13 protein-coding genes are annotated in these 22,294 nt (G+C 55.3%); 3 read left to right on the top strand and 10 right to left on the bottom strand.

What is annotated here, in order from left to right; genetic code table 11:
• Positions 1 to 58: 58 nt before the first annotated feature.
• From BN348_RS09170 to BN348_RS09205, 8 genes are all read right to left on the bottom strand, one after another.
• Entirely contained in the window at positions 59 to 439 is a 381-nt protein-coding gene (locus BN348_RS09170) for a hypothetical protein (protein ID WP_040197605.1), read from the bottom strand.
• A 3-nt stretch (positions 440 to 442) separates the two neighbouring features.
• Positions 443 to 1,393 (bottom strand): pseudouridine synthase, encoded by a 951-nt coding sequence (locus tag BN348_RS09175; RefSeq protein ID WP_082020898.1) that lies wholly within the window; start codon positions 1,391 to 1,393, stop codon positions 443 to 445.
• 125 nt (positions 1,394 to 1,518) lie between these two features.
• Positions 1,519 to 2,676: a D-alanyl-D-alanine carboxypeptidase family protein gene (locus BN348_RS09180; RefSeq protein ID WP_040197607.1), complete on the bottom strand. Its 1,158-nt coding sequence runs from the start codon at positions 2,674 to 2,676 to the stop codon at positions 1,519 to 1,521.
• Between the two features lie 173 nt (positions 2,677 to 2,849).
• On the bottom strand, positions 2,850 to 3,308 hold the full coding sequence (ytfJ, locus tag BN348_RS09185) for a GerW family sporulation protein (RefSeq protein WP_040197609.1): 459 nt from the start codon (positions 3,306 to 3,308) through the stop codon (positions 2,850 to 2,852).
• Positions 3,305 to 3,934 carry a DUF2953 domain-containing protein gene (locus BN348_RS09190; protein ID WP_040197611.1) on the bottom strand — a complete coding sequence of 210 codons (630 nt, stop codon included), beginning with the start codon at positions 3,932 to 3,934 and terminating at the stop codon, positions 3,305 to 3,307. The genes ytfJ and BN348_RS09190 overlap by 4 nt, the downstream gene beginning before the upstream one ends.
• A 264-nt stretch (positions 3,935 to 4,198) precedes the next feature.
• Positions 4,199 to 4,843, bottom strand: coding sequence for an SMC-Scp complex subunit ScpB (gene scpB / locus BN348_RS09195; protein ID WP_242844335.1), 645 nt, complete (start codon positions 4,841 to 4,843; stop codon positions 4,199 to 4,201).
• Between the two features lie 16 nt (positions 4,844 to 4,859).
• Positions 4,860 to 5,606 carry a segregation and condensation protein A gene (locus BN348_RS09200; RefSeq protein WP_040197613.1) on the bottom strand — a complete coding sequence of 249 codons (747 nt, stop codon included), beginning with the start codon at positions 5,604 to 5,606 and terminating at the stop codon, positions 4,860 to 4,862.
• A 6-nt stretch (positions 5,607 to 5,612) separates the two neighbouring features.
• Positions 5,613 to 6,284, bottom strand: coding sequence for a site-2 protease family protein (locus tag BN348_RS09205; RefSeq protein ID WP_040197614.1), 672 nt, complete (start codon positions 6,282 to 6,284; stop codon positions 5,613 to 5,615).
• A gap of 298 nt (positions 6,285 to 6,582) precedes the next feature.
• Between BN348_RS09205 and rpmB the strand changes: the two genes are divergently transcribed.
• Positions 6,583 to 6,771 carry a 50S ribosomal protein L28 gene (rpmB, locus tag BN348_RS13630; protein WP_082020899.1) on the top strand — a complete coding sequence of 63 codons (189 nt, stop codon included), beginning with the start codon at positions 6,583 to 6,585 and terminating at the stop codon, positions 6,769 to 6,771.
• Between the two features lie 358 nt (positions 6,772 to 7,129).
• Here rpmB and BN348_RS09210 read toward each other — a convergent pair whose 3' ends face one another.
• On the bottom strand, positions 7,130 to 12,295 hold the full coding sequence (locus BN348_RS09210) for a glycoside hydrolase family 2 TIM barrel-domain containing protein (protein WP_197068327.1): 5,166 nt from the start codon (positions 12,293 to 12,295) through the stop codon (positions 7,130 to 7,132).
• Between the two features lie 553 nt (positions 12,296 to 12,848).
• Here BN348_RS09210 and BN348_RS09215 point away from each other — a divergent pair.
• Together BN348_RS09215 and BN348_RS09220 are read left to right on the top strand one after the other, a co-directional pair.
• A complete protein-coding gene (locus tag BN348_RS09215; protein WP_052446852.1) occupies positions 12,849 to 15,809 on the top strand; it encodes an acyl-CoA dehydratase activase in 2,961 nt (986 codons plus the stop codon).
• Between the two features lie 123 nt (positions 15,810 to 15,932).
• Positions 15,933 to 17,252: a 2-hydroxyacyl-CoA dehydratase gene (locus BN348_RS09220; RefSeq protein WP_082020901.1), complete on the top strand. Its 1,320-nt coding sequence runs from the start codon at positions 15,933 to 15,935 to the stop codon at positions 17,250 to 17,252.
• 538 nt (positions 17,253 to 17,790) lie between these two features.
• Here the strand turns inward: BN348_RS09220 and BN348_RS09225 are convergent.
• Positions 17,791 to 21,801 (bottom strand): discoidin domain-containing protein, encoded by a 4,011-nt coding sequence (locus BN348_RS09225; RefSeq protein ID WP_052446853.1) that lies wholly within the window; start codon positions 21,799 to 21,801, stop codon positions 17,791 to 17,793.
• Between the last annotated feature and the right edge of the window lie 493 nt (positions 21,802 to 22,294).

The following is a 22,294-nucleotide window of genomic DNA, read 5'->3' on the forward strand; positions in this document are numbered from 1 at the left end:
AAAAAGTTGATTCTGATTCTATTATACAATTTTGTTATTAAAATAACAAGGATTTTTTTTACTTTCTGCAATTTCTGAAGGTTTTGAAAAAATCCTCAATCGAAAACACGATGTTTTTTGTAAAATGTAACGGGAGCAGGATTTGACAAACCTCCTCAGGAATCGCGTCGTCCAGGACAGCTTCCCCAACGCCGCGGGAAAGCGCAAGGTTCAGCACGGCCCGCAGCAATCCGTCATACAGGCTTGTCCCATATTCCGGCTCACAGCGCACGCCTTTGATAACCAGCCTGTCCGCCTCAAATCCGTACACGCAGAACCCAACCGTGTCCTGTCCGTCCACCGCATGAAACGCGCGGCGTCCATCCTCATAGGGAATGCCGAGAAGCCCGCAGTCCCTGCGTATGTCATCCCTACTTGCCGAATCGATGATCTCAAGCATGTCCTATCTTCCTCTCGGCGGGCGCTTGCCCGGCTTTTTGCTCACGCGGGAATCGTCCCACTCGAAGCCGCCGGTGTGGCGTTTGGCCGGAAAGCGCGGTTCCTTGGCCTTCGGCGGTTTCGGGGCATCCTTTTTCAAGGAGCGCGGCCTTTCTTCGTAGATGACCTTTCCTTCCCGCTTTTCGGCGGCGCCCGACGGCTTGCCGGACTGCCTGCGCGAGGCCGTCACCGCCATCTGCCTGAGCGCCTTGACCTCTTCGTTTGTGAGGAACCGCCATTCGCCGGGCTTCAGCATGCCGAGCTTGACGCTGCCCACGGCGGTGCGCCGCAGCCTTGCAACCTCCAGCCCGACCGCCTCGCACATCTTGCGGATCTGCCGGTTGCGGCCCTCGGTGATGGACATCTGCATGACCGCGCGGTCCGGCTCCTTGGTCAGCACCTTGATCTCAGCCGGCAGCGTCATGACGCCGTCGATCTCCACGCCCTGCGCGAGCTTGAGAAGCTGCTCGTCATTCACATCCGGACGCACCGTGACACGGTAGGTCTTCGGGACATGGTAGCGCGGATGCATCATCATGTTCGCGAACTCCCCGTCGTTCGTAAAGATCAAAAGGCCTTCGGTATTGCGGTCCAGCCTGCCGATCGGGTAGACCTTCGCGGGCGCGTTCTCCACCAGCTCGGCCACACACCGCCGGTCCATCTCGTCGCTGAGGGTCGTCACATAGCCGCGCGGCTTGTGCAGGGCCAGATAGTACTTGGTGATCTTTTTCCCCTTTGAGATGTTCTCCCCGTCAACCGCAATGATGTCCTTGCGGGGATTCACCTTCATGCCGATTGCAGCGGGCCGTCCGTTGACGGTGACCCGCCGGTTCAGTATCGCCTCTTCGGCCTTCCTCCTGGACATCACGCCGAGTTCCGATATTACTTTTTGTATACGCACGTTATTATTATCCATTTTGTACTCCCTTTTACCTCAAAGCCGAACTTTGGGCCGGCCTTTTTTACAATTCCTGCGGAACGCTTTTTGACGTTCCAATCTGACGAACCGCTCTCCTGATAGAGTTCCCGGCATTCTTCCGGTCATCCAAACAGCCCCTTGAACCAGTCTATGATGCCGGAAAAGAAGCCGCCCGCTTTGTCGGAAAGGCTTTCTTCTTTTTTATATGTAAACGCCGCGCCGACATCCGATGCGGCAATCAGCGGCACCGACGCCATCAATTCCCCATCCACGCGGTACTGCAGCTGCCCGATGACATCGCCTGCCTTCACCGGCGCGTATAGAAATGGTTCTGTCGTCACAACCGGCTGGACCTTCTGCGCTTCCTCGTCGGTCAGCAGAATCTGCACCGGACCGGAGACCTTCGCCTGCACGGTCGGGGCGGTTCCGCCGGTGACCTTGACCGGATAGCTTTCGGCGGCTTCCATTGTCCGCATCTTCAGCGTGGCAAAGCCCGCGTCGTAATACTTCGCATGGTCCGCCCAGTCGTTCGGGTCGTTAAGTGTCACGCAGATCAGCGTGACGCCGTCCCGTTCGGCGGCGGACACCAGGCAGCGCTTTGCCGCATCCGTGAAGCCGGTCTTGACGCCGATGCAGCCGTCATACATTTCGATGAGCTTGTTGTGATTCTTGAGCCAGCGTTTAAACGGCGGATTGCCGAACTCGACCTGCGCGGCGGATTCCTTGCAGATGCTCTTGAACAGCGGGTTCTGCATCGCGATCCTTGCGAGCTGTGCGAGGTCATAGGCGGTTGTGTAATGCCCGTCTGCATCCAGTCCCGACGGCGTGACAAAATGGGTGTCTTTGAGCCCCAGCTCGGCCGCCTTCGCATTCATCATATCCGCGAATTTTTCCGCGCTGCCGCCGATGCGCATCGCGACGACGTTGGCCGCGTCGTTGCCGGATGGCAGAATCATGCCGTAGCAGAGGGTCAGCAGGTTGACACGGTCCCCCTCGGTCAACCCCATCGAGGAGCCCTCCACCTTGATGGCCTCCGGGTCCACTGTGAAGTAGGAGGTCAGATCCGGCTGTTCCAGCGCAATCAGCGTGGTCATAATTTTGGTGGTGCTGGCCATCGGCAGCTTTGCCTTTTCATTCTGCGCGGACAGCACGCGGCCGGAATCCGCATCGATCAGGATCGAAGCCTTCGCGCTTGTCGCGCATTCGAAGGCCGACACCGGCAGTGCAACACCGAGCAGCAGCGAAAGGGCCAGCAGTATTCCTGTAATCTTTTTGAGCATACACCGTTCCCCCAATTTTCATGGTATCTCGGCGAATGCGCAGGGGTTCTTCATAACCGAAGAAAAGGGCAAACCCGTTTGCCCTTTTTTCATCCTGTTTGATTGACAGCCCATTCACCGGCAGGATTCTGTCCTGCGATACAGTTTATGCAGCGTGGGCTTCAAAAATACGGTTATTCGGTTGGTTCTTTGTGTTTCGGCTTGTCCACATTGATCTTGCCGCCGGCTTTGTCCTGCGCGTCCGCTTTTTCGGCGGACTTCTTGGCCTTTTCGGTCTTGATGATGCCGCTGACCTTGTCGATCAGCTCCGGCACGGCGTCGACAAGACGGTCTGCGGTGCTGCCGCCCGACGCGTCGATCTGCAGCAGCTTGACATTGCCGTTCGTGATCGCGATGAAGGCGATCGGGTTGATCGAAACGCCGCCGCCGCTTCCGCCGCCGAACAGCTCCTTCGGCTTGGAGGTCGGCAGGTCCGAACCGCCGGACGCAAATCCGAACGAAACCTTGGAGACCGGGATGATGATCGTGTCCCCCGCCTCAATCGGCTGGCCGACGATGGTGTTGGCGTCCACCAGCTGACGCAGCTTCTGCATCGCCGTGTCCATAAGCCCCTGTATTGGATGTTCACTCATTGTAATGCACCGCCCTTTACATAATCTTGTTCATTCTGTTTTGTTTTCTGTTTGCCTACCAAGCCCGTCAGCAGACCGAACAGCACCCTGCCGCCCGCTGTCAGCACAGCAAACGGAATCAGCCGAATGGTTGCCAGCATGCGGTATTCGTTCTCTTCCCGATCAAAATCGGGAAGGATGTCTATTTCAATTTTGCCGAATGAAACCCAGTTTTTGAGCAGCGTGACGGCGGAATAGACGCCGGCGCACCATTTTCCATAGTTGACCGCCGTCTGGGCCGCGTCCCCGCTGGCAACCACGATATGCAGGTTCAGCCGCGACACCTTGAGATGCTTTAAAATCATCCGGACGCCATGCCGGGAGGATTTTAAAAATTCCCACAGAAAGCGCAGCCGATCCTTGGCATCCCCTTTTGGGGATTCCTTTGGCGCCGTCTTCTTTCCGCCTGCCTGCTTGATCTCCTTCTTCGCTTCCTTTTTCGCCTTCTTGGGCTTCGAAGTATCCACCGCCACAAAGCGGATGAAATACCGCACCGACACCTTAAACGCACCGTCATATTCAAAGCTGATCCAGACCGGCATGCACAGCAGCAGCAATATGGCAGCCAGCACATAAAGAAACCACATATGCAAACCCACCTCTCACGTTTGTCAGTCCATCGCTTCAGAGTTCCATCTGCCGCACAGCGGTTCTTTGGAGAAAAAGGCGTCAGCCGGATTAGACCAGATCAGCCGGATCAGACCCAGTTAGGATGAAAGTGCGTTCACGCGCTTATATCCGCACAGCAGCCAGGGCCGCTGTGGAATCCATCCATGCACCGGCGCGCCGCCTGAGCGGTTCCCTTATGCTGAACGGCCTTTTCCCGGTTTGGCCTGCATCGGTCCGCCGTTTTAATCGGTCAGGCTCTCCGGATTCCCCGGTTCATCCGTCCCGGCTTCCTGTTCTTTGACCGGTTCCTCAGCCGCTTGGGTCTGTGTCTCCGATTCGTCTTCGGACGGCGTTTCCTCTTCTGAATCCTCCGGAAGCTTGGGAAGGTCATCCAGTCCGGACAGGCCGAAGCACCGCAGGAAATTGGCCGTCGTACGGTAGGAAAGCGGCTTGCCGGGCAATTCCAGGCGTCCGGCCTCCTCGATCAGGCCCTTTTCAATCAGGTTGTTGACGATGCGGGAGCTGTCCACGCCGCGAACCTGTTCCACAAACGATTTGGACACCGGCTGGTTGTACGCGATGATCGCGAGCACCTCCATCGCCGCCGGTGACAGCGGGACGTTCCTGCGGATGTCCAGCGCCTGCTTGATGGCGCCTGCATACTCGCTTCTGGTGCAGATCTGCAGTCTGTCGCCAAGCCGAAGCACCTGCAAAGCGCTCTGCATTTCCTCATACCGGTCGTTCAGGATGTCCGCGAGCTTGAATACCGTTGCGTCGTCGGTCAAAAGTATCTCACTGATGCGCTTTATCTGGACCGGTTCCCCGCTTGCGAAGAGAATCGCCTCCATCTCCGCGCGCATCCTGTTGATTTCCAACTGTTCTTCCACCGCCGTTCCCCTTCTGTTATGCATCCATCTCATCGATTTCATCGAGACCGTCCAGCGGCCTCGGTTCCTTCATGTTCAAACGAATCGCGTCGGTTTCACCGCTCATCAGAATCCTGCCGGATTTGATGAGCTCCAGCACGGCTAAAAAGGTCGCCACCAGTTCGGACCGTTCCTGGCTCTGCTCGAACAGGCCGTGATAGGTGAGAAATTCATTGCCGTACAGCCTGCGCAGGATGTAGATGATCCGTGAGCGCACCGAAATGACCCGCCTGCTGACCAGCGGACTGAACACTTTGGGGGACACCGGTAATTTTTGCCGATGTTTGCCCAGTGTATTCAGATATGCCGAAAATATTTCGTTTGGATTGTGCCGCAGCTGATAAATGGTGTCCACCTCGAGCTCGTCCGGCTCCTTGGTGAAGATGTCGTAGCCGACGTTGCGCGCCGCAAGCTCCGCGGCGACCTGCTTGCAGACCTGGTATTCGAGCAGCTGGCCGGTCAATTCCTGCCTGAGCCGCTCTTCCTCCTCGTGCTTCGGCAACAGCGAAACGGTCTTGATATAGACCAGCCGCGCCGCCATCTCTATAAACTCGCTGGCAATCTCGATATCCTGTAGCTGTATCCCATCGAGATACAGCAGGTACTGCTCCAGCAGCTTCGCGATCTCAATGTCGTAGATGTCCAGCTTGTGCTTTGCGATCAGATGCAGCAGAAGGTCCAGCGGGCCCTCAAACTGCTCGAGCTTGAACGATAATTTTTCCATGTCCGGCTAAAAGATCAGCTGTCCGAGCATCGAAATCGGCCGCGTGATGAGCTCCAGCAGATCCAAAACCCATCCGGAAAGCCACGACAGCGGGATGGACAGCGCACCGGTGAACAGCAGCAGGAACAGCGCGATCATGATATAGCGCTCATACTGCATGATCTTGAAATAGGTGCTGGACGGCAGGAACGACAGGAACAGCCTGGAACCATCCAGCGGCGGCACCGGCAGCAGGTTGAAGATGCCCAGCGAGATGCTGATCTGGATAATCAGCAGCAGAATCTGCATAATAATCTGATAGAGGCCGACGCTTGCAATCGCCATGCCGCTGAACCATCCCAGAATGCGGTATACGATCAGCAGCACCAATGCAAGCAGAATATTCGAAATCGGGCCGGCCGCCGCGGAGAGCGCCATGCCCTTTTTAGGATTGCGGAAGTTGTTGGGATTGATCGGCACCGGTTTCGCGAAGCCGAAACCGGTCAGCAGCAGCATCAGGCTGCCGAAGATGTCCAGATGCTTGACCGGGTTGAGCGTCATCCGCCCCTGCCATTTGGCGGTGTCGTCCCCCATTTTATGCGCGGCATAGGCGTGCGCGCATTCATGCACCGGCAGGATCAGGAACAATGCGAGCGCCCTGACAAATATACTGAAAAGGTCAAAATGAAAAAAGCCCAAGTCACCATCTCCTGTTTCAAATCAAAATCGGTATCAACAGCGTCATATTCACAGTATGACCACGGCTCCCGGCACAGAAGCATCCGCGCCGCGGGGCCATCTCTTAAAGTTACATTATAATATCTATTGTGTAAAATTACAAGCACAATCCGGCCGGCGGGTGTGAATTTTCTCATAATTCTTGAAAATTCTTCGGCTTTTGAATCTTTTTTGCTCCAGGCACTTGATTTTTTTCCGTTTATCTGATAGTATATTACTGTTGATTTCCTGTTATGGATGTTAAGGGAGGTGCGGACACATGGCAAAATGCGATATCTGTGGCAAAGGCGTCACTTTCGGTATAAAGGTTTCTCATTCACACAGAAGGTCTAACAGAACCTGGAAACCAAACGTAAAGCGTGTTAAGGCAGTTGTAAACGGAACTCCTTGTCATATCTACGCTTGTACCCGCTGCTTGCGCTCCAACAAGGTGCAGCGCGCGGTCTAAGTGAACCGATGTTTCAAAATCTAATGCCGGTGAGCACAGCTCTGCCGGTATTATTTTTTTGCCAGGATACAAAGCGCCGCGAAACCATGGTTTCGCGGCGCTTTGTATCCTGGCGGCTCCGGCACGGCGGCCCGCTTTGTCTGCATCAGAAAACGCTTTGGACCGGGATATCGAAATATCGCTTCGGTCACACTGAATCTGATGTATTCGAGAAAGGCAGCACAGTATATCAGCGTCCCGTTTATTGGGATAATAGGCCGTCGCGTGCCATTATTAAAACAGAACGACATAAAACGGGCGGCTCTCCGGTGGAAAGCCGCCCGTTCTTATTGTACAAATGCCACACTGTACGATTGATTTAGTTTCCTCTGAGAATCTCCATCTTCAGCATGACCAGATCGAAGATGTTCAGAATGCCGTCCTCATTGACATCGGTTGCAACGAACTGTGCGTCGCTGAAGTCTGCTCTGCCGAGGATGGCAGCTTTCATCTGAAGCAGGTCGCTCACGCCGATGCTGCCGTTGCCGTCCGCATCGCCGTATACAGCCACTTCCTGATACATGCTGTACTCGTCAGAGCCGGTGAATCTGATGCGGATACCGGTGTAAAGCGCCGTGTCATCGGACAACACGTTGCCGTCCTTGTCGACGATCTCCACCGGGTTTTCGCTCGAAAGCGCCGCCTTCAGTTCGCCGACGGTGCCGGATTTCGCCGCGATGACTTCGCCCTTCTGCTCGAAACCGGAATCCGGGCTGACAGCAATTTCATCGGCGGAGAATTTCGCATCCGCCCAAGCGGAATGGTCATTGCCGTTGCCGTTCACCTCATCGGCGACGAAGGTCAATGTCTCATAACCGCCGACCGGAATCCTGACATGCTCCGCGTTCTGTCCGCCTCTGATCACATTGCTGTGCCAGAGCTCCTCGCCATCGCCGTAGATGAAGAACTGCACCTGGCCATTGCTGCCCTGCGAGTTGTCGACGCCGACATATGCTTCGAAGTAACCGTATCCGGTTCCGACGTTGCTGATTTCCACCTTGGAGGTCGCATGTGCAAGGATGCCCTTGTCAAACGTTCTGTTCTGGCCGTCCACCTTCAGGGAAATCTTATTTCCGCTCAGGTTCGTGTCGCGGCGGATGGTATCCCATGCGGTTTCCTCAAAGGTCCATTTGATATCGGAGAGATAATTCACATCATTTGCCATGAACTGAATGGTGTAGGTCTTCTCAACCCCAGCCGCGGACACTGCGGTCACGGTCGCCGTTCCATTGAAGTCCTCCGCCTGCTGGATGTCGATGATGCTCGCTCCTTTATTCAGCACCGCATCGACCTGCGGCACCTTCTTCAGCGCGCCGCTGAGCATCGAATAGCTGTAGGCGTCCTTGTCGGCCTTGAAGTCGCCAATGGATTCGCCGTTGACCTTCAGGTCCGAAATCGGGTTCAGGTTCAGAACCTCGTCGCTCTTGTCCATCGCGGACTGCACGTCGAAATTCTTGACCGGGGTAAGCTTGTAGCTGTAGGAATAGGTCTGGTTCGGACGCAGGATATAATTGGAAACCGGCATTGCGCCCCAAGAGTTGTCGCCGCCCATACCGGTCTGCTTATAGTTGAGCTGCAGCACGACATTGTCGGTTCCAGTCCGCTCATGCAGGTGCGTGCTGCCGGTGCTGTACAGCGCATCCGGCGTATAGTGCAGCGCGCCAATCTCCAGAAGATCGTCGGTGCTGCTTGCGAGCAGGCCGGTGCCGTTGTCATCGGTCAGCGCTACCCAACGGGTGCCCACCTTATTTCCGGTCTCCTGTACCTCCGAATACGGCGTGAACTGATCCGTCACCGTTCCGGAGTAGACATCCACAAAGGATTTTGTATAACGGTCAATGTAGGATTCGGATTTGACGCCCGGCACATCGCTTCCGCGTCCGTACCAGGTGATGTTCTCAAACTGACTCGGAAGCTGCATGATGGTGCCCATCAACGGAAGGATATCGCTTCCGCTGAAGCCGGATGGATTCATGACATGGTCGACGACCACGTCGCCGTTTCCGTAGACGGTGAAGTTCATCGAATAGTCCGCTCTGCCCTTGGTCGGGGCCAGTCTACCCGAAACGCTGAATTTCAGCGCCTTGGTTCCGATCGGCTCGACGCTGGTCACGATGCCGCTGCGCTTCTTGCCCGCGTCCTTCCAGACCGCGATGGAATTCTTGACGCTGTTGCCTCTGTCATTGTCGGTCGGTGCTCTGAAGTAGTGCGGAGCCGGTCCATAGACGTCGTCCTGTGCAAACAGCTCGGTTCCCTGATAAACGAAGGAGCTGATGGTGCCTTGTGTCTTATCGATGGTCAGCTCGAAGCCGGTGCCCTCCACCTTGTAGGCGTTGTCATCCTCGGTGTAGCGAAGATCGTCCATGCCGCTGATGTCCATCGCCGGCTGCTTCGGATTCGAAAGGTCCAGCTGTACCTGCTCGCCGGAAATCTCCCATCCCTTTTCAGCCCATGCCTTATCCTCTTTCAGGACGAAACGCATGGTCAGGAAATATTCCTTGCCATCCTTCGGGGCAACCGGGTCAAAGCTGATTGTGATGTCCTGATTGTCGAGCGGCGCAATTGCTGTATCGATCGTGCCAGTCTGCAGCGTGGTGTCGTCCTCTTTGAGCTCCCAGATGAAGTCGTAGTCGCTGGACGGCGCAAACAGATTTCTGCTGCGGATGTTGACCGTCGCATAATCCTCTGCATATTCGCCGAGCGTCATGACGTAGTCCTGATGAACCCTCTTGAGCTGAACGGCGCTTGGATGTGGAATGCGGTCGGTGCTCACAACGCCGTTTGTACAGAAGTTGTTGTCGTTCGGGCTGTCTCCCCAGTCGCCGCCGAAGCCGAAATACCAATCGGTAACCGGCGGAATTTCGGTGGTCTCCTGGTTGAAGTCGTTCCAGTAGACGACGCCCTCATCCGAAGCGGTCCTGTTTTCATTGGACAGCTCCTCGGCGCTCAGCACACGGTTGTAAACCCGCGCGTTGTCGATGAGTCCGAACCAGTCGCGTCCACTGCCGCTCTGGGTATCGCGTCCCACTGCAAAGTCGTTGCCAGATTTGGAGAAGGTGCCGTTTGCAGCCGCATTGCTCATGACCGCGGTCTTGACCGGCGTGCTCATGTCGTCGAGATAGAGCGTCGCGGTCTTGTTGGCCGGATTGTAGGTGACCGCGATATGATGCCACTGTCCAACCCAAGTACCTGCATCGTATTTATAGTTTAAGGAATTCCAATTGCCGTTGTAATAGGTGTTGAATTCGATGTTGCCGCCGGAGGTCTTCAGCTGGAACTGGTTATCTCCCTTGGACAGGATGTTGCGGTAGCCCGTTCCGCCGTCCGCCGGATTGACCCAGGCTTCCAGTGTCAATTCGCCGTTGATGTTCACAGCCTCCGGGGAGCCCTTCGCAACCGCGACGCCGTCAAGCGATTTGTCGCCCGCTTCACCGCTCACGCCTGCGCCGCCGACATTTTTGGTCAGCGAGCAAACGATCTGGTTCTGATCCTGTGAGGTGATGTCATAGGTCGGCTGCAATCCGGTCTTGACCGTCTGGTCAACCCAGTCCCAGATGAATCCGCCCTGGATGTTGGCCTGAGATTCAAACGCATCCCAGTATTCCTGATAGTTTCCGTTCGAGTTGCCGTGTGCGTGCGCATATTCGCACAGGATATATGGACGGGTGAACGACGAACTCTTGACGCTGGAGGCGGACGGGTACATATGGGACTGTATATCGGTCGCAGACGTGTTGTTGTAGCCCTCATAGTGTACCGGGCGGCGCTGAAGATCGCCCTTCAGCATATCATCCACATAGAAATCCGGGGTTCCGGTGTATTCGCCCTTAAGCCATTTGTTCATCAGCGTGAAGTTATTTCCATTGCCGGCCTCGTTGCCCAGGGAGTGGATGACAACCGACGGGAAATTCTTGGTGCGGTAGAACATGGAAGAGACGCGGTCCATGCAGGCGTTCGTATAGTTCGGATCGCTCTTCGGAATGCTCTGGTCTCCGTGTGTTTCGATGTTGGTCTCGTCGATGATGTATAAGCCATACTCGTCGGCCAGCTCGTAGTACCGCAGGTCATGCGGATAGTGGCTCATCCTGATCGCGTTGAAGTTCAGCTGCTTCATCAGATCCAGGTCCTTGATGATCAGCTCGTTGGTCATATAGCGTCCGGTTTCGAAGTTGTTCTCGTGGACGTTGACGCCTTTGAACAGGAACGGCTGTCCGTTGACCAGCATCTGCGCCTGTCGGGTGCCCTGATCGCGAATTTCGACGACCCGGAAGCCGAAGCGGTATGCTGTGGTTTCAATGATCTCGCCATCCTTGTCCTTCAAGGTGACCAGCGCTTTGTACAGGTTCGGATATTCCGCCGACCACAGCGCGGGGTTGAGCACCGTCGCGGAGAGCTTGACGGTTCCCATATCGCGGCCGAAGGAATCCTGCTGGTCGAAGCCCGCCTCGTTCATGACCTTGCTCAGATCCGCGTTCTCGAGCTGCTGGGCCGGAATCTCATTGCCGTCCAGATCAAACAGCTTCGCGCTGACTGAAAGGCCGTCCAGGTCCTCGGCGGCCGCGCCCAGATCGCGGATGCTCGCATAGATGTCGAGGTTCATATTCTTATAGGAGTCCGCCGAATAGTCGCCGCCGGTCTTGCTCGGGACGATCGTGATGTCGCGAAGCTCCACATCGTCCTTCGCAGTCAGGTATACGCTGCGGAAGATGCCCGCCAGACGGATGAAGTCCTGATCCTCCATCCAGCTGCCGCTCGACCACTTGAAGACCTCGAGCGCGATGGTGTCGGTGCCGTCGTAGTTCAGATATTCATCGATCTTGAACTCCTTGCCGGTGAAGCTGTCCTGGCTGTATCCGACCTTATGCCCGTTGACATAGAGGTAGAAGGAGGACTCAACGCCTTCAAAGTTCAGGAAGATATTTCTGCCCTGCAGCTTCTCATCCACATCCAGCTTGGTGCGGTAAACGCCGACCGGGTTGAAGGTCTGCGGCGCATGCGGCTTGGAGGGCCTGTTCGTCTGGTTGTTCCACGGATAGGTGACGTTGGTGTAATGCGGCGCATTGTAGCGGAAGGTCCTGTCCTCGTTGTAGGTGGCCTCCCAGCTCTTCGGGACCGTGATGTCGTCCCATACGCTGTCGTCATAGTTTGTATCAAAGATGTGCTCGTTGTCCGGCCTTCCGGATCTTTCCGCCGGATTGGAAACATAGTAGAACTTCCAGTCCTGCCCCGCGTCGGTATTCAGGGACTGATAATACGCCTGGGACAGATCCTTGTTCAGCCCCAGTTGCTGGTAACCGAGTGCGGCCGCCTCGTCCGTGAACGGATAGATCGGGCTGCGCGCATCTTCACGGCCGATTTTTAAGCTTTCGACCTTCGAAAATTCCGACGCGCTTGAATTCCACTCATTTCCTGTCCATTCGACATCCGCAAAGGATGTCAGAGACAGGCTTGTAAGCAGCATGGCGCTGGTTACAAGTGTTGCCAATAGCCTTTTCGCCTTCATACTTTGTTTTCCTCGCTTTCATTTCTCTTTTTTTCTTTTCAAGGGTACAAGGTTGTTGATTTGGCTAATCTATGAACTTTTCGTTCAAACAAATTATAGCACCATTCTATTTTCCTGTAAATAGAAATTTTTTAAATCAATAAAAGTTTAAAATGGGAAACGTTTACACGCAATCAAATTGCATATTTTATGAAAAATATATTAACCATCATTGATCATACCGTTACATACTGCAGGCATTCCACCCTCCTATGCTCATCTTCGCATCAAAGCATCTGTAAAAAAATTGCATTCTTTTTGGTCCATTCCGTTCTTTTCAGGGGTGTTTTTCCTTATTATATAGAGGGGAATTAATAATTTGTCTATTGCAAAAACGTTTACAAAACATTACAATAGGGTAAAAAGTCCCGGCGGATGCGGGACCGGTCAAAAGACCATTCAGAATAAATTCTTTTACATAGATACGACCACAGGCGTCCCCTTATTTCGCAGGTGACGCCGCAAAAATCTCATAGGAAACGGGAAGGAAATACACATGAACCACACTGGCAGTTATCTGGTTGGAATCGATATCGGTTCCACAACCGTCAAGGTTGTCGTGCTGGATGAAAACAAACATCTGTTATTTAAACAATATGAACGCCACCACTCCAAGGTGCGCGAAAAGACGCTGGAAATCCTGCGTCAGACCGAAGAGCTGCTTAAAAACCGGCCGTTTCGTGTCTCGATCTCCGGCTCCGCCGGACTCGGCGTTTCACAGAGCGCAAAGATTCAGTTCGTACAGGAGGTCTTTGCGACGAAAATCGCCTGCGACCGGCTGCTTCGGGACATCGACGTCGTGGTGGAACTCGGCGGAGAGGATGCGAAAATCCTGTTCCTGACCGGTGGCAACGAGGAGCGCATGAACGGAAGCTGCGCGGGCGGAACCGGCGCGTTCATCGACCAGATGGCGTCGCTGCTCTCGATGACCGTCGAGGAGCTTGACAACCTGAGCTTCTCACACAAACAGATTTACAACATCGCATCGCGCTGTGGCGTGTTCGCAAAGTCGGACATCCAGCCGCTGCTGAACCAGGGTGCGAACAAGGCGGATATTGCCGCGAGCATCTATCAGGCGATTGTCAACCAAACCATAGCCGGGCTGGCACAGGGACGTGAGATCAAGGGAAAGGTCGCGTTTCTGGGCGGTCCGCTTACCTTTTTGTACGGGCTTCGGCAGCGCTTTGTCGAAGTGCTGCGCCTCGATGAGAAGCATGCCGTCTTCCCGGAAAACGCGCAGTTTTTTGTCGCAATCGGCGCGGCGCTTGACAGCATGCGTGATGAAGCAACCACCTATGAAGACCTGATCGGCAGGCTGCTGCACGCCGAAAGCCACAGCGGTTCGATCTCGACACTTCCGCCGCTGTTTGAAACACAGCAGGACTACGACGACTTTACCGCCCGCCACCATGAAAACCATGTGGAGACGGTGGATATCTCCGCCTATTCCGGCGGCGCGTATCTCGGCATCGACGCCGGCTCTACCACGACCAAGATCGCGCTGATCACCGAGGAAGGCGAGCTGCTGTTCAGCTATTACGCCTCCAACTTCGGCCAGCCGCTCGAGGTCGTCAAGGAGCAGCTTGGAAAGCTGCTGGCGCTGTGCGGGGAACGCATCACGATCAAGGGCAGCGCCGTGACCGGCTACGGCGAGGAGCTGCTCAAAAACGCCTATCATATCGACATCGGCATTGTGGAGACCACGGCGCACTACTACGCCGCGCGGCACTTCAATCCGGACGTCGACTTTATCCTCGACATCGGCGGCCAGGATATGAAATGCTTCAAGCTCAAGAACGGCATCGTCGATTCGATTATGCTCAACGAGGCCTGCTCCTCGGGCTGCGGATCGTTTATCGAGACCTTCGCGGTCGCGCTCGGCTACGGCATTGCGGACTTCGCGAAGCTTGGACTGTTCGCGAAGAACCCGGTCAACCTCGGCTCCCGCTGCACCGTCTTCATGAATTCTTCGGTCAAGCAGGCGCAGAAGGACGGCGCCGGCGTCGACGACATCTCGGCCGGCCTTGCCATCAGCGTCATCAAGAACGCGGTTTACAAGGTCATCCGCGCAAGGAGCATCGAGGAGCTCGGCGAGCACATCGTCGTACAGGGCGGCACCTTCTTAAACGACGCCATCCTGCGCGCGTTCGAACTGGAGATCGGCAAGGACGTCACCCGCCCGACCATCGCGGGACTTATGGGCGCATACGGCGCGGCGCTCTACGCCAGGGAAGCGGGACTCGAGCGGTCCGCGCTGATTTCTGCCGAAGAGCTTGAACGCTTCACGCACACCTCCAAGATGGCGGAGTGCGGGCTCTGCACCAACCACTGCAAGCTGACCATCAACACCTTTAACGGGAAACATAAATTCATCACCGGAAACCGCTGCGAGCGGCCGACCGGCAAGGCCGGCAAGGAACAGCTTCCGAACGCTTATACATACAAGCTGGAAAAGCTTCTCTCCTACCAGCCTGTCAAGGGAAAGCGCGGCCGCATCGGCCTGCCGCTGGGACTCAACATGTACGAGAACCTGCCGTTCTGGTACACACTGTTCACCACCCTCGGCTTCGAGGTGGAGACCTCCGGCATCTCCTCACGGAATATGTATGTCAAGGGACAGCACACCATCCCGTCCGATACGGTCTGCTATCCGGCCAAGATGCTGCACGGGCACATCGAGGAGCTGCTGGAAAAGGGCATTCAGACGATCTTCTATCCCTGTATGCCGTACAACTTCAACGAAGAGACCGGCGACAACCACTACAACTGCCCGGTCGTCGCCTACTATCCGGAGCTGCTGAGCGCCAACATTACCGCGCTCAAGGACGTGAGGTTCTTAAACCCGTACTTTGCGCCGCATGCGCGCAAGGCGTTCACCAAAAAGATCGGCCAGTATCTGCTCGAACAGTTCGGCATCCCGGTCAAGGAAACCCGCGCGGCCGTCGACAACGCCTACGACGCCTTCGTCGCCTACAAGGAGGATATCTTCCGCTTCGGCGATCAGGCGCTTCAGTACGCGAAGGAGCACGGCAAAGAGGTCATCATCCTGGCCGGCAGGCCCTACCATGTCGACCCGGAGATCAACCACGGCATCGACAAGCTGATCACCTCGCTCGGGCTGGTGGTCATCTCGGAAGACTGCATCGACTTTGCGGGGCACCGCAAGAAGGTCGATGTGCTGAACCAGTGGACCTATCATTCAAGGCTCTACAACGCGGCGGAATATGTGACCCAGCATGAGCACATCCATCTCGTGCAGCTCGTCTCGTTCGGCTGCGGCCTGGATGCGATCACGACCGACGAGGTCAAGAACATTCTGGAATCCGGTTCCAGGTTCTACACCCAGATCAAGATTGATGAGATCAACAACCTTGGCGCGACGAAAATCCGTCTGCGCAGCCTGGTTGAGGCGATCCATACGACACAGGAACAAAAGGACCGTGTCTCGGTCCAATAGATAGAAAACCCCGTCATCCGCAACTGACACGGCTAAGCCGCCGCGATCGGTCCTGACATCAGGTCTATTTTGGGAATCCGCGAATAGAGATAGGACAGGATGATTTGAAAAGGTGGTAAAAGAATGGCAAAACTCGAATACGATGAATCCGGCAGACTGCTCTTCACCAAGGAGATGAAGGAGGAGTACACGGTGCTCTTCCCGATGATGCTGCCGATCCATTTCACATTGCTGGAAAAGATTCTTCGGAATCACGGCCTCAAGGCCGAACTGCTCAAGACAACCCATCCGCAGATCGTCAACTACGGGCTGCAGAACGTTCACAACGACACCTGCTATCCGGCGCTGCTGGTCATCGGCCAGTTCATGGACGCGCTGAACAGCGGCAAATACGACCTGCACAAAACCGCGCTGATGATCACCCAGACCGGCGGCGGATGCCGCGCGTCGAACTACATCCATCTGCTGCGCAAGGCGCTCAAAAAGAACAATCTGGACTTTGTGCCGGTCATCTCGTTCAACATCGCCGGCATGGAGAAGAATCCCGGCTTCAAGATGTCGCTGGGACTCATCTCGGAGATGGCCTCGGCCGTCATCTACGGCGATCTGTTGATGCTGCTGTCGAACCAAACCCGTCCCTATGAAATCCATAAGGGTGAATCCGACGCATTGATCGAGGAGTGGGTCGAAAAGCTCACGCACGAAAGCATGAACGCGCTTCGGCTTAAAAAGAACCTTTATAAAATCGCGGAAAGCTTCAGCAAGATCCGCATCAAGAAGGTTGACAAGGTCAAGGTCGGCGTGGTCGGTGAAATCTTCATCAAATACGCGCCGCTTGGCAACAACAATCTCGAGGATTTCCTCCGGAAGGAGGACTGCGAGACGGTCGTGCCGGGGCTGCTCGACTTCGTCATCTTCATGTGCGACCATCACATCGACGACGTGAAATTCTATCACATCCGATTGATGAAGGGCTTTGCATCCAAGCTGATGAAGAAGCTGTTCACCCATCTGCAGAACCAGATGATCAGCGTTCTCAAACAGTTCCCGCAGTTCCGCTGCCCGGCGCCGTTTGACGAGATCAAATCCTATGCGGGCGGTTATGTCAGCTCCGGCAACAAAATGGGCGAGGGCTGGCTGCTCACAGCCGAAATGCTCGAACTGATCCATTCCGGCGTTGAGAACATCGTCTGCACACAGCCGTTCGGCTGCCTGCCGAACCACATCGTCGGCAAAGGGATGATCCGCAAAATCCGCGAACAGCATCCGCAGTCCAACATCGTCGCAATCGATTACGACCCGGGTGCCACCAAGATCAATCAGGAAAACCGCATCAAGCTGATGCTCTCGATGGCCAAGGAAAAGGCGGATTCAGCACTCCGCTTTGAATATGTAGAACCCTATTTCAGCGGAGACACGGACGAAATCCGCGCAGCACAATAAATTCATGAAGGCCGTTCCATGATGGAACGGCCTTCTTCATCTATCCACCATAAATTAACGCACCAGCCAAAGTATCGGGGTACCATGAGCACAGCCTGTAACCGGGGAATCGTCCGCTGCTAGCTATGCCCAACCACCCTGCCAAAAACAAAACGCCGCCCGCAGGCGGCCGAAGCAGAAAGAGGGATACCAGAGGGGATTTTCAAGGGGGCCACCACCTGCGGTGGGGCGCTCGGCTACGCCGCTTTTTTTGCTGCGTTGTTGTGGTGTGTTTGTCATAGGCTCTTTTTTTATTTCAGTGTCGCGTAGCGCGTGCACCAGCGCAGCTGGCCCCCTTGAACGGCCTTTCTTGGTTACTTCTTTGGCCGGCAAAGAAGTAACCACCACCTTGCCAAGGTATCTTGGCAGACAAAGTGATACCGCCGCGTCACAATAATATTGACATATAACTTCACTTACAACAAGAAACCACGCACCGTTATTCTAAATCAGCAGGAGGACTGTTTCATGATGAAACAGTCCTCCTGCTTTTTATCTCTTATGCATATGTTCCATTCAGGATATCCAGCTTGACAAGCAGCATGTCAAAGATATTGATGCGGCCGTCTTTATTGACATCGATGATCTCCATCGTCTCAGGCGTCAGGTTGTAACCCATCAGGATCTTTTCCTTGTAAAGAAGCAGATCCGCAATGCCGAGCTTGCCGTCCTTGTCAAAGTCGCCCGGAACCGGCTTTTTCTCGGCGGTGAACAGCTTCGCATCCGCCCAGAGCACATGCGTGTTGTAGCGCGCCTCCGGATTCTCGGTGTTGCCGCTCCACTGGGCGGTCAGCCGAAGCGTCGCGGCATCCGCTGGAATCTCAAGGTCCACAAAGGCGCAGTTGTCATCCCGCATCAGCACCGGGCTTGTGTAAACTTCCTTGCCGTCGATGTAGAATTTGTAGACCGCCTCTCCCCCGTTTTTACTGGCGCCGCGGTTGATGCCGATGTAGGTCTGCAGCCTTGTGTAGCCCTTGCCCGCGATGTCGTAGACGATTTCGGAATTGGTGTCCGCGCCCAGGCCCTTCTCAAAGGTCAGTACGCCGTTTTCGGAATTGAGCGACATACCGCTTCCGGCATTATACGCGGGTTCATCCTTCTTGACCGATGCGTAGTCGCTGTGTGCGCTGACCCAGTCAAGATCGCTGAGGTAAACAAATTCCGGCTGTGGCTCTTCGGGCGGAACAAAGGTGTAGAACATCAGCTCAGACATGCCGATACGTGGCTGGCCGCTGGAGGACAGCACATCCCTGATGGTGACGCGCACATAGTTGACATCCTCATAGACCTTCGAGAAGGCCTCCGGCTTGAGCGCCTGTCCGCCGACCAGCATGTTGTCAAGCGCTTTGACCCAGGCCTTTCCGTTGGTGGAAACCTCGAGGTCATAGGTGTACCAGCTGCTGTCCTTCTCCCAGTAGATGCGGGAGCCGGTCAGGTTCTGCGCTTCTTTGAACGCCACGGTCACCGACTGCGGGAATTCGGTCGTCGCCGCCAGCCAGCCGGTTCCGATCAGGGTTTCGCCGTCGAACAGCTTGTCCGGTCCGCGGTCCGGCTCGCTCTCGCAGGACGCGAACGCCGACTCGATCATCGCGTTGTCCAGCAGCTTGCCCGGCAGCTGCTCTTCCTCGTCGCCGAGCGGCGCATACACCTTGAATTCCCATAGGCAGGCCCAGAGTCCGCCCGCATAGGAGATGTTTAAACGAATATAGCGTCCCCTGGTGTTCACCAGCTTCGTTTCATTGCCGTTTACCTTGTCGTTTTCGTCCATATCGACGACCTTTTCCCAGTCCGTGCCGTTTTCAGATACCTCGATGTTGTATTTGTAGACAAGGCCGCCGTTCTCCCAGATCATATTGAAGCCCGCGATCTCCTCAACCTTGCCGAGGTCGATCTTCAGCCACTGCGGCAGCTCGCCGCCGGATGCGCACCACTTGGTGCCCTCGTCGTTGTCTACGGCATTGGCGGGATAGTTGCCGCGGTCCTCCTGCGTCGAGGAGGCTGTCGCATCTTTGCCCTGCGCCAGATTCTTATAGTTGAGCTCCGGCTTTTCAAACTTCTCAACGCCGCCGGTCCATGCCGGATGTTCCCCATCCTCGACAAAGATTCCGGTATACGGTACGGTTTCAATCTCTTTGGAAGCCGAACCGACGCCCTCCGCCGTCGCGACAATCCTGATGGTTCCGGCATTGCCGGTTGTGCGGATGAACGCATAGCCGACGCCCGCTTCCGGCGTCTGGTCCTCCACGCCGACACGCGGCATATCCTTGCCGACAAGCTCGCCTTCGCCGAGCACCGCGATCCGGATATTGCCCTTGTAGTCCGGGATGACCGTGCCGTTCTCATCGACCACTTTCAGGTAAACCGGGATCAGGTCCGAGCCGTCGGCCACCGGCGCGATGCCGCGGTCTCCGACTTCGATGGAAACACTCTTTGCCGTTCCCGGCGTTTTGACCGCATGGGTCGCCGCAACCTCTCCGTCAAGGATCGCTTCGGCGGTCAGCTCTCCGGCGACAAACGATGGAAGCTCGAATTTGAAGATCGGGCTGCCGCCCTTTTTAACGATATTAGGAGCCGTCGACGCCAGCTCTTCGCGGGTCAGCTCGTCGACCAGGCTGCCGTTCTGGTAGAGTCTTACGCTGTCGCAGTTGCTGTAGACGTTGATGGTCCTGCTGGAGGACGCCGAATAATCGCTTGCGATGTAGACCATCGGTCCATAGGCCGGGCTGCGCGCCGGCTGCATCGACATCAGCCAATAGGTCAGATATTTCTCGCTGCGGTCCACCTCGACGTTGCCGCTGGGCAGCGTGTTCTTCTGGGAACCGCGTGCATAGTCGTTCCAGCTCCACATGAAATAGCCTGCCATGCGGTCGCAGGCGTCCAGGCCGCCCCAGTCGGGATAGCCGTCGCCGTTTAAGAACCGCTCATGCGTATTGACCTGCTTGAGCATCGCGGCTTCCCCATCCTTGCGCATGACCTGGTCCATGCCGGCCCAGTCTCCCCATTCCCTGGTGAAGATCGTCTTGTTTGGATTGTGATCCACGCCGCCGTCCACGATCTTGTAGTTGACGTCGTAGTACTCGCCCTTGAGTCCATAGTCGGCCGCCGTGAACATCTGGTCGCCCGGAAATTCCTCGTGCGCAATTCTCGTCGCATCTTCTGCCCACTGCGCGCTGTAGCCGGTCTCGTTGAGCGACGTCTCCCACATCAAGACGCTCGCATGGTTGCGGTCTCGCCGGATCATCTCGCGGGTGTCGCGCAGGGTCAAATTGTAGAAGGTATCGGTATTCGTGAAGTTCTGCCAGCCCGGCTGGCATTCCACGACCAGCAGCCCGATCTCGTCGCAGGCGTCCAAAAACGCCGGGGACTGCGGGTAATGGGTCGCGCGCACGCCGTTGAAGCCGTTCTCCTTCATCTGGATGGCGTCGCGCACCTGCATCGAATCGGAGGCCGCGTCTCCGACATAGGCATAGGACTGGTGACGGTTCGCGCCGCGGATGTAGATCTTTTCGCCGTTCAGGTAACAGCCGTCCGGCTTCATCTCGATGCGGCGGATGCCCATGCGGGTCTCGGCCTCATCGACCTTGTTTGCGCCGTTGTAGACTTCGGATACGACCGTATACAGGTTCGGCGTATCCGGATGCCACAGCTTCGGATTCAGCACCGTGAGCTGCTGCTCGAACTGATGCGCGCCGCCCGCCTCGATGCTGCGCGAAGCGTCCTCAGCCGCCGCCACGGTGTTGCCTTCGGCGTCGACCAGGCTCGTCCTGACCACAGCTTCCGCCGCCGCTTCGTTCTCATTGGCGACATGGGTCTTGACGTTGACGACCGCCTGTTCCTTTCCAACCTCGGGATAGGTTACAAAGACGCCGCCGCTTGCCGTCTCATCAGCCTGCAGCGCGTCGGTGATGTGCAGGTTGTCGGTGATGCGCAGCTCCACATCCCGATAGATGCCGCCATAGTAGTGGAAATCCAGCCCGGAAAGCGGTTTTCCCGGCGGGGTGTCGCGGTTGTCAAGGCTCGAAACCCGCACCGCCAGCACATTGGTCTCACCGAATTTGACCCTGTCGGTGATGTCGACCGAAAATCCGATATAGCCGCCGTTGCGGGTGTAAAGCTTCTCCCCGTTCAGATAGATGTCGCTGTCGGTCATGACGCCTTCAAAGTCGATGTTGATCTGTTTGCCCTCATAGGACGCGTCGACCACAAAATATCTTCTATACCATCCAATGCCCTGATAGACGCTGTTTGCGTTTCCCGCGTGCTTCTTTTCCAGGCGCATGGTGTGCGGAACCGTGACGTTTGCAAATTCGCTGTCGTCAAAATCCACGGCCTCGGCGCCGTCAAGGTCGCCCATGTAATAGCCCCAGTTGTTGTTGAAATTCAGAATCGTTCTGGATTCCGAATCCTGTGCCGCCGCAATCTGCCCCTTCGGGACAAAAGCAGCGCCGCCGAGCATGATTGCCGCGCTCAGCAGTACAGATATGACTCTGTTCAGCCGTCGTCTTTTCATTTGTGCATTCCTCTTTTCATTTTATAATGTTGGTTTTTCAAGGGACAACTTCAATATAACACATATGATATAAAAAGCAACAAAATCTTTTAAAATGACGAATTTTTATATATAAAAACAACATGGATCCATATATCATTTTTATTTAAAACATACTATTTTTAATAATTATATTTAATTAACAAATTTAATTAAATGTCGACAGACTCATTCCCGCTTCAGCTTCCAGTCCTTAAAAAAGACGCCTGATTTTCCCTTTATAGAATACTTCGATTCATTTACGCTCTATTCAACTGTTTTTCTGCAATGCAACTTGAAAACAAATTCATTTTAGTGTATAATATGTAGAAACAACGATTCCACTCCCTTTTGACAGGAAACAGTCCGTCCAAATCAAGCGCTATGCGGTTACAAACCGGGGCGCTGCGGGGAATTGCGGGCGGCATCCCATCATTCCGAAATGAGGAAAGCGCGGTTTTTCAGCCGCAGTTTC

Origin of the sequence: Candidatus Soleaferrea massiliensis AP7 (assembly GCF_000820765.1) — a bacterium.
Taxonomy (GTDB): domain Bacteria; phylum Bacillota; class Clostridia; order Oscillospirales; family Ruminococcaceae; genus Soleaferrea; species Soleaferrea massiliensis.

What these genes read in the sequence shown, in the direction of transcription:
- rpmB (WP_082020899.1), top strand. Translation starts at nt 6,583, where the DNA reads ATGGCAAAATGCGATATCTGTGGCAAAGGCGTCACTTTCGGTATAAAG.
- BN348_RS09170 (WP_040197605.1), bottom strand. Translation starts at nt 439, where the DNA reads ATGCTTGAGATCATCGATTCGGCAAGTAGGGATGACATACGCAGGGAC.
- BN348_RS09180 (WP_040197607.1), bottom strand. Translation starts at nt 2,676, where the DNA reads ATGCTCAAAAAGATTACAGGAATACTGCTGGCCCTTTCGCTGCTGCTC.
- BN348_RS09190 (WP_040197611.1), bottom strand. Translation starts at nt 3,934, where the DNA reads ATGTGGTTTCTTTATGTGCTGGCTGCCATATTGCTGCTGCTGTGCATG.
- BN348_RS09175 (WP_082020898.1), bottom strand. Translation starts at nt 1,393, where the DNA reads ATGGATAATAATAACGTGCGTATACAAAAAGTAATATCGGAACTCGGC.
- ytfJ (WP_040197609.1), bottom strand. Translation starts at nt 3,308, where the DNA reads ATGAGTGAACATCCAATACAGGGGCTTATGGACACGGCGATGCAGAAG.
- BN348_RS09220 (WP_082020901.1), top strand. Translation starts at nt 15,933, where the DNA reads ATGGCAAAACTCGAATACGATGAATCCGGCAGACTGCTCTTCACCAAG.
- BN348_RS09225 (WP_052446853.1), bottom strand. Translation starts at nt 21,801, where the DNA reads ATGAAAAGACGACGGCTGAACAGAGTCATATCTGTACTGCTGAGCGCG.
- BN348_RS09215 (WP_052446852.1), top strand. Translation starts at nt 12,849, where the DNA reads ATGAACCACACTGGCAGTTATCTGGTTGGAATCGATATCGGTTCCACA.
- BN348_RS09200 (WP_040197613.1), bottom strand. Translation starts at nt 5,606, where the DNA reads ATGGAAAAATTATCGTTCAAGCTCGAGCAGTTTGAGGGCCCGCTGGAC.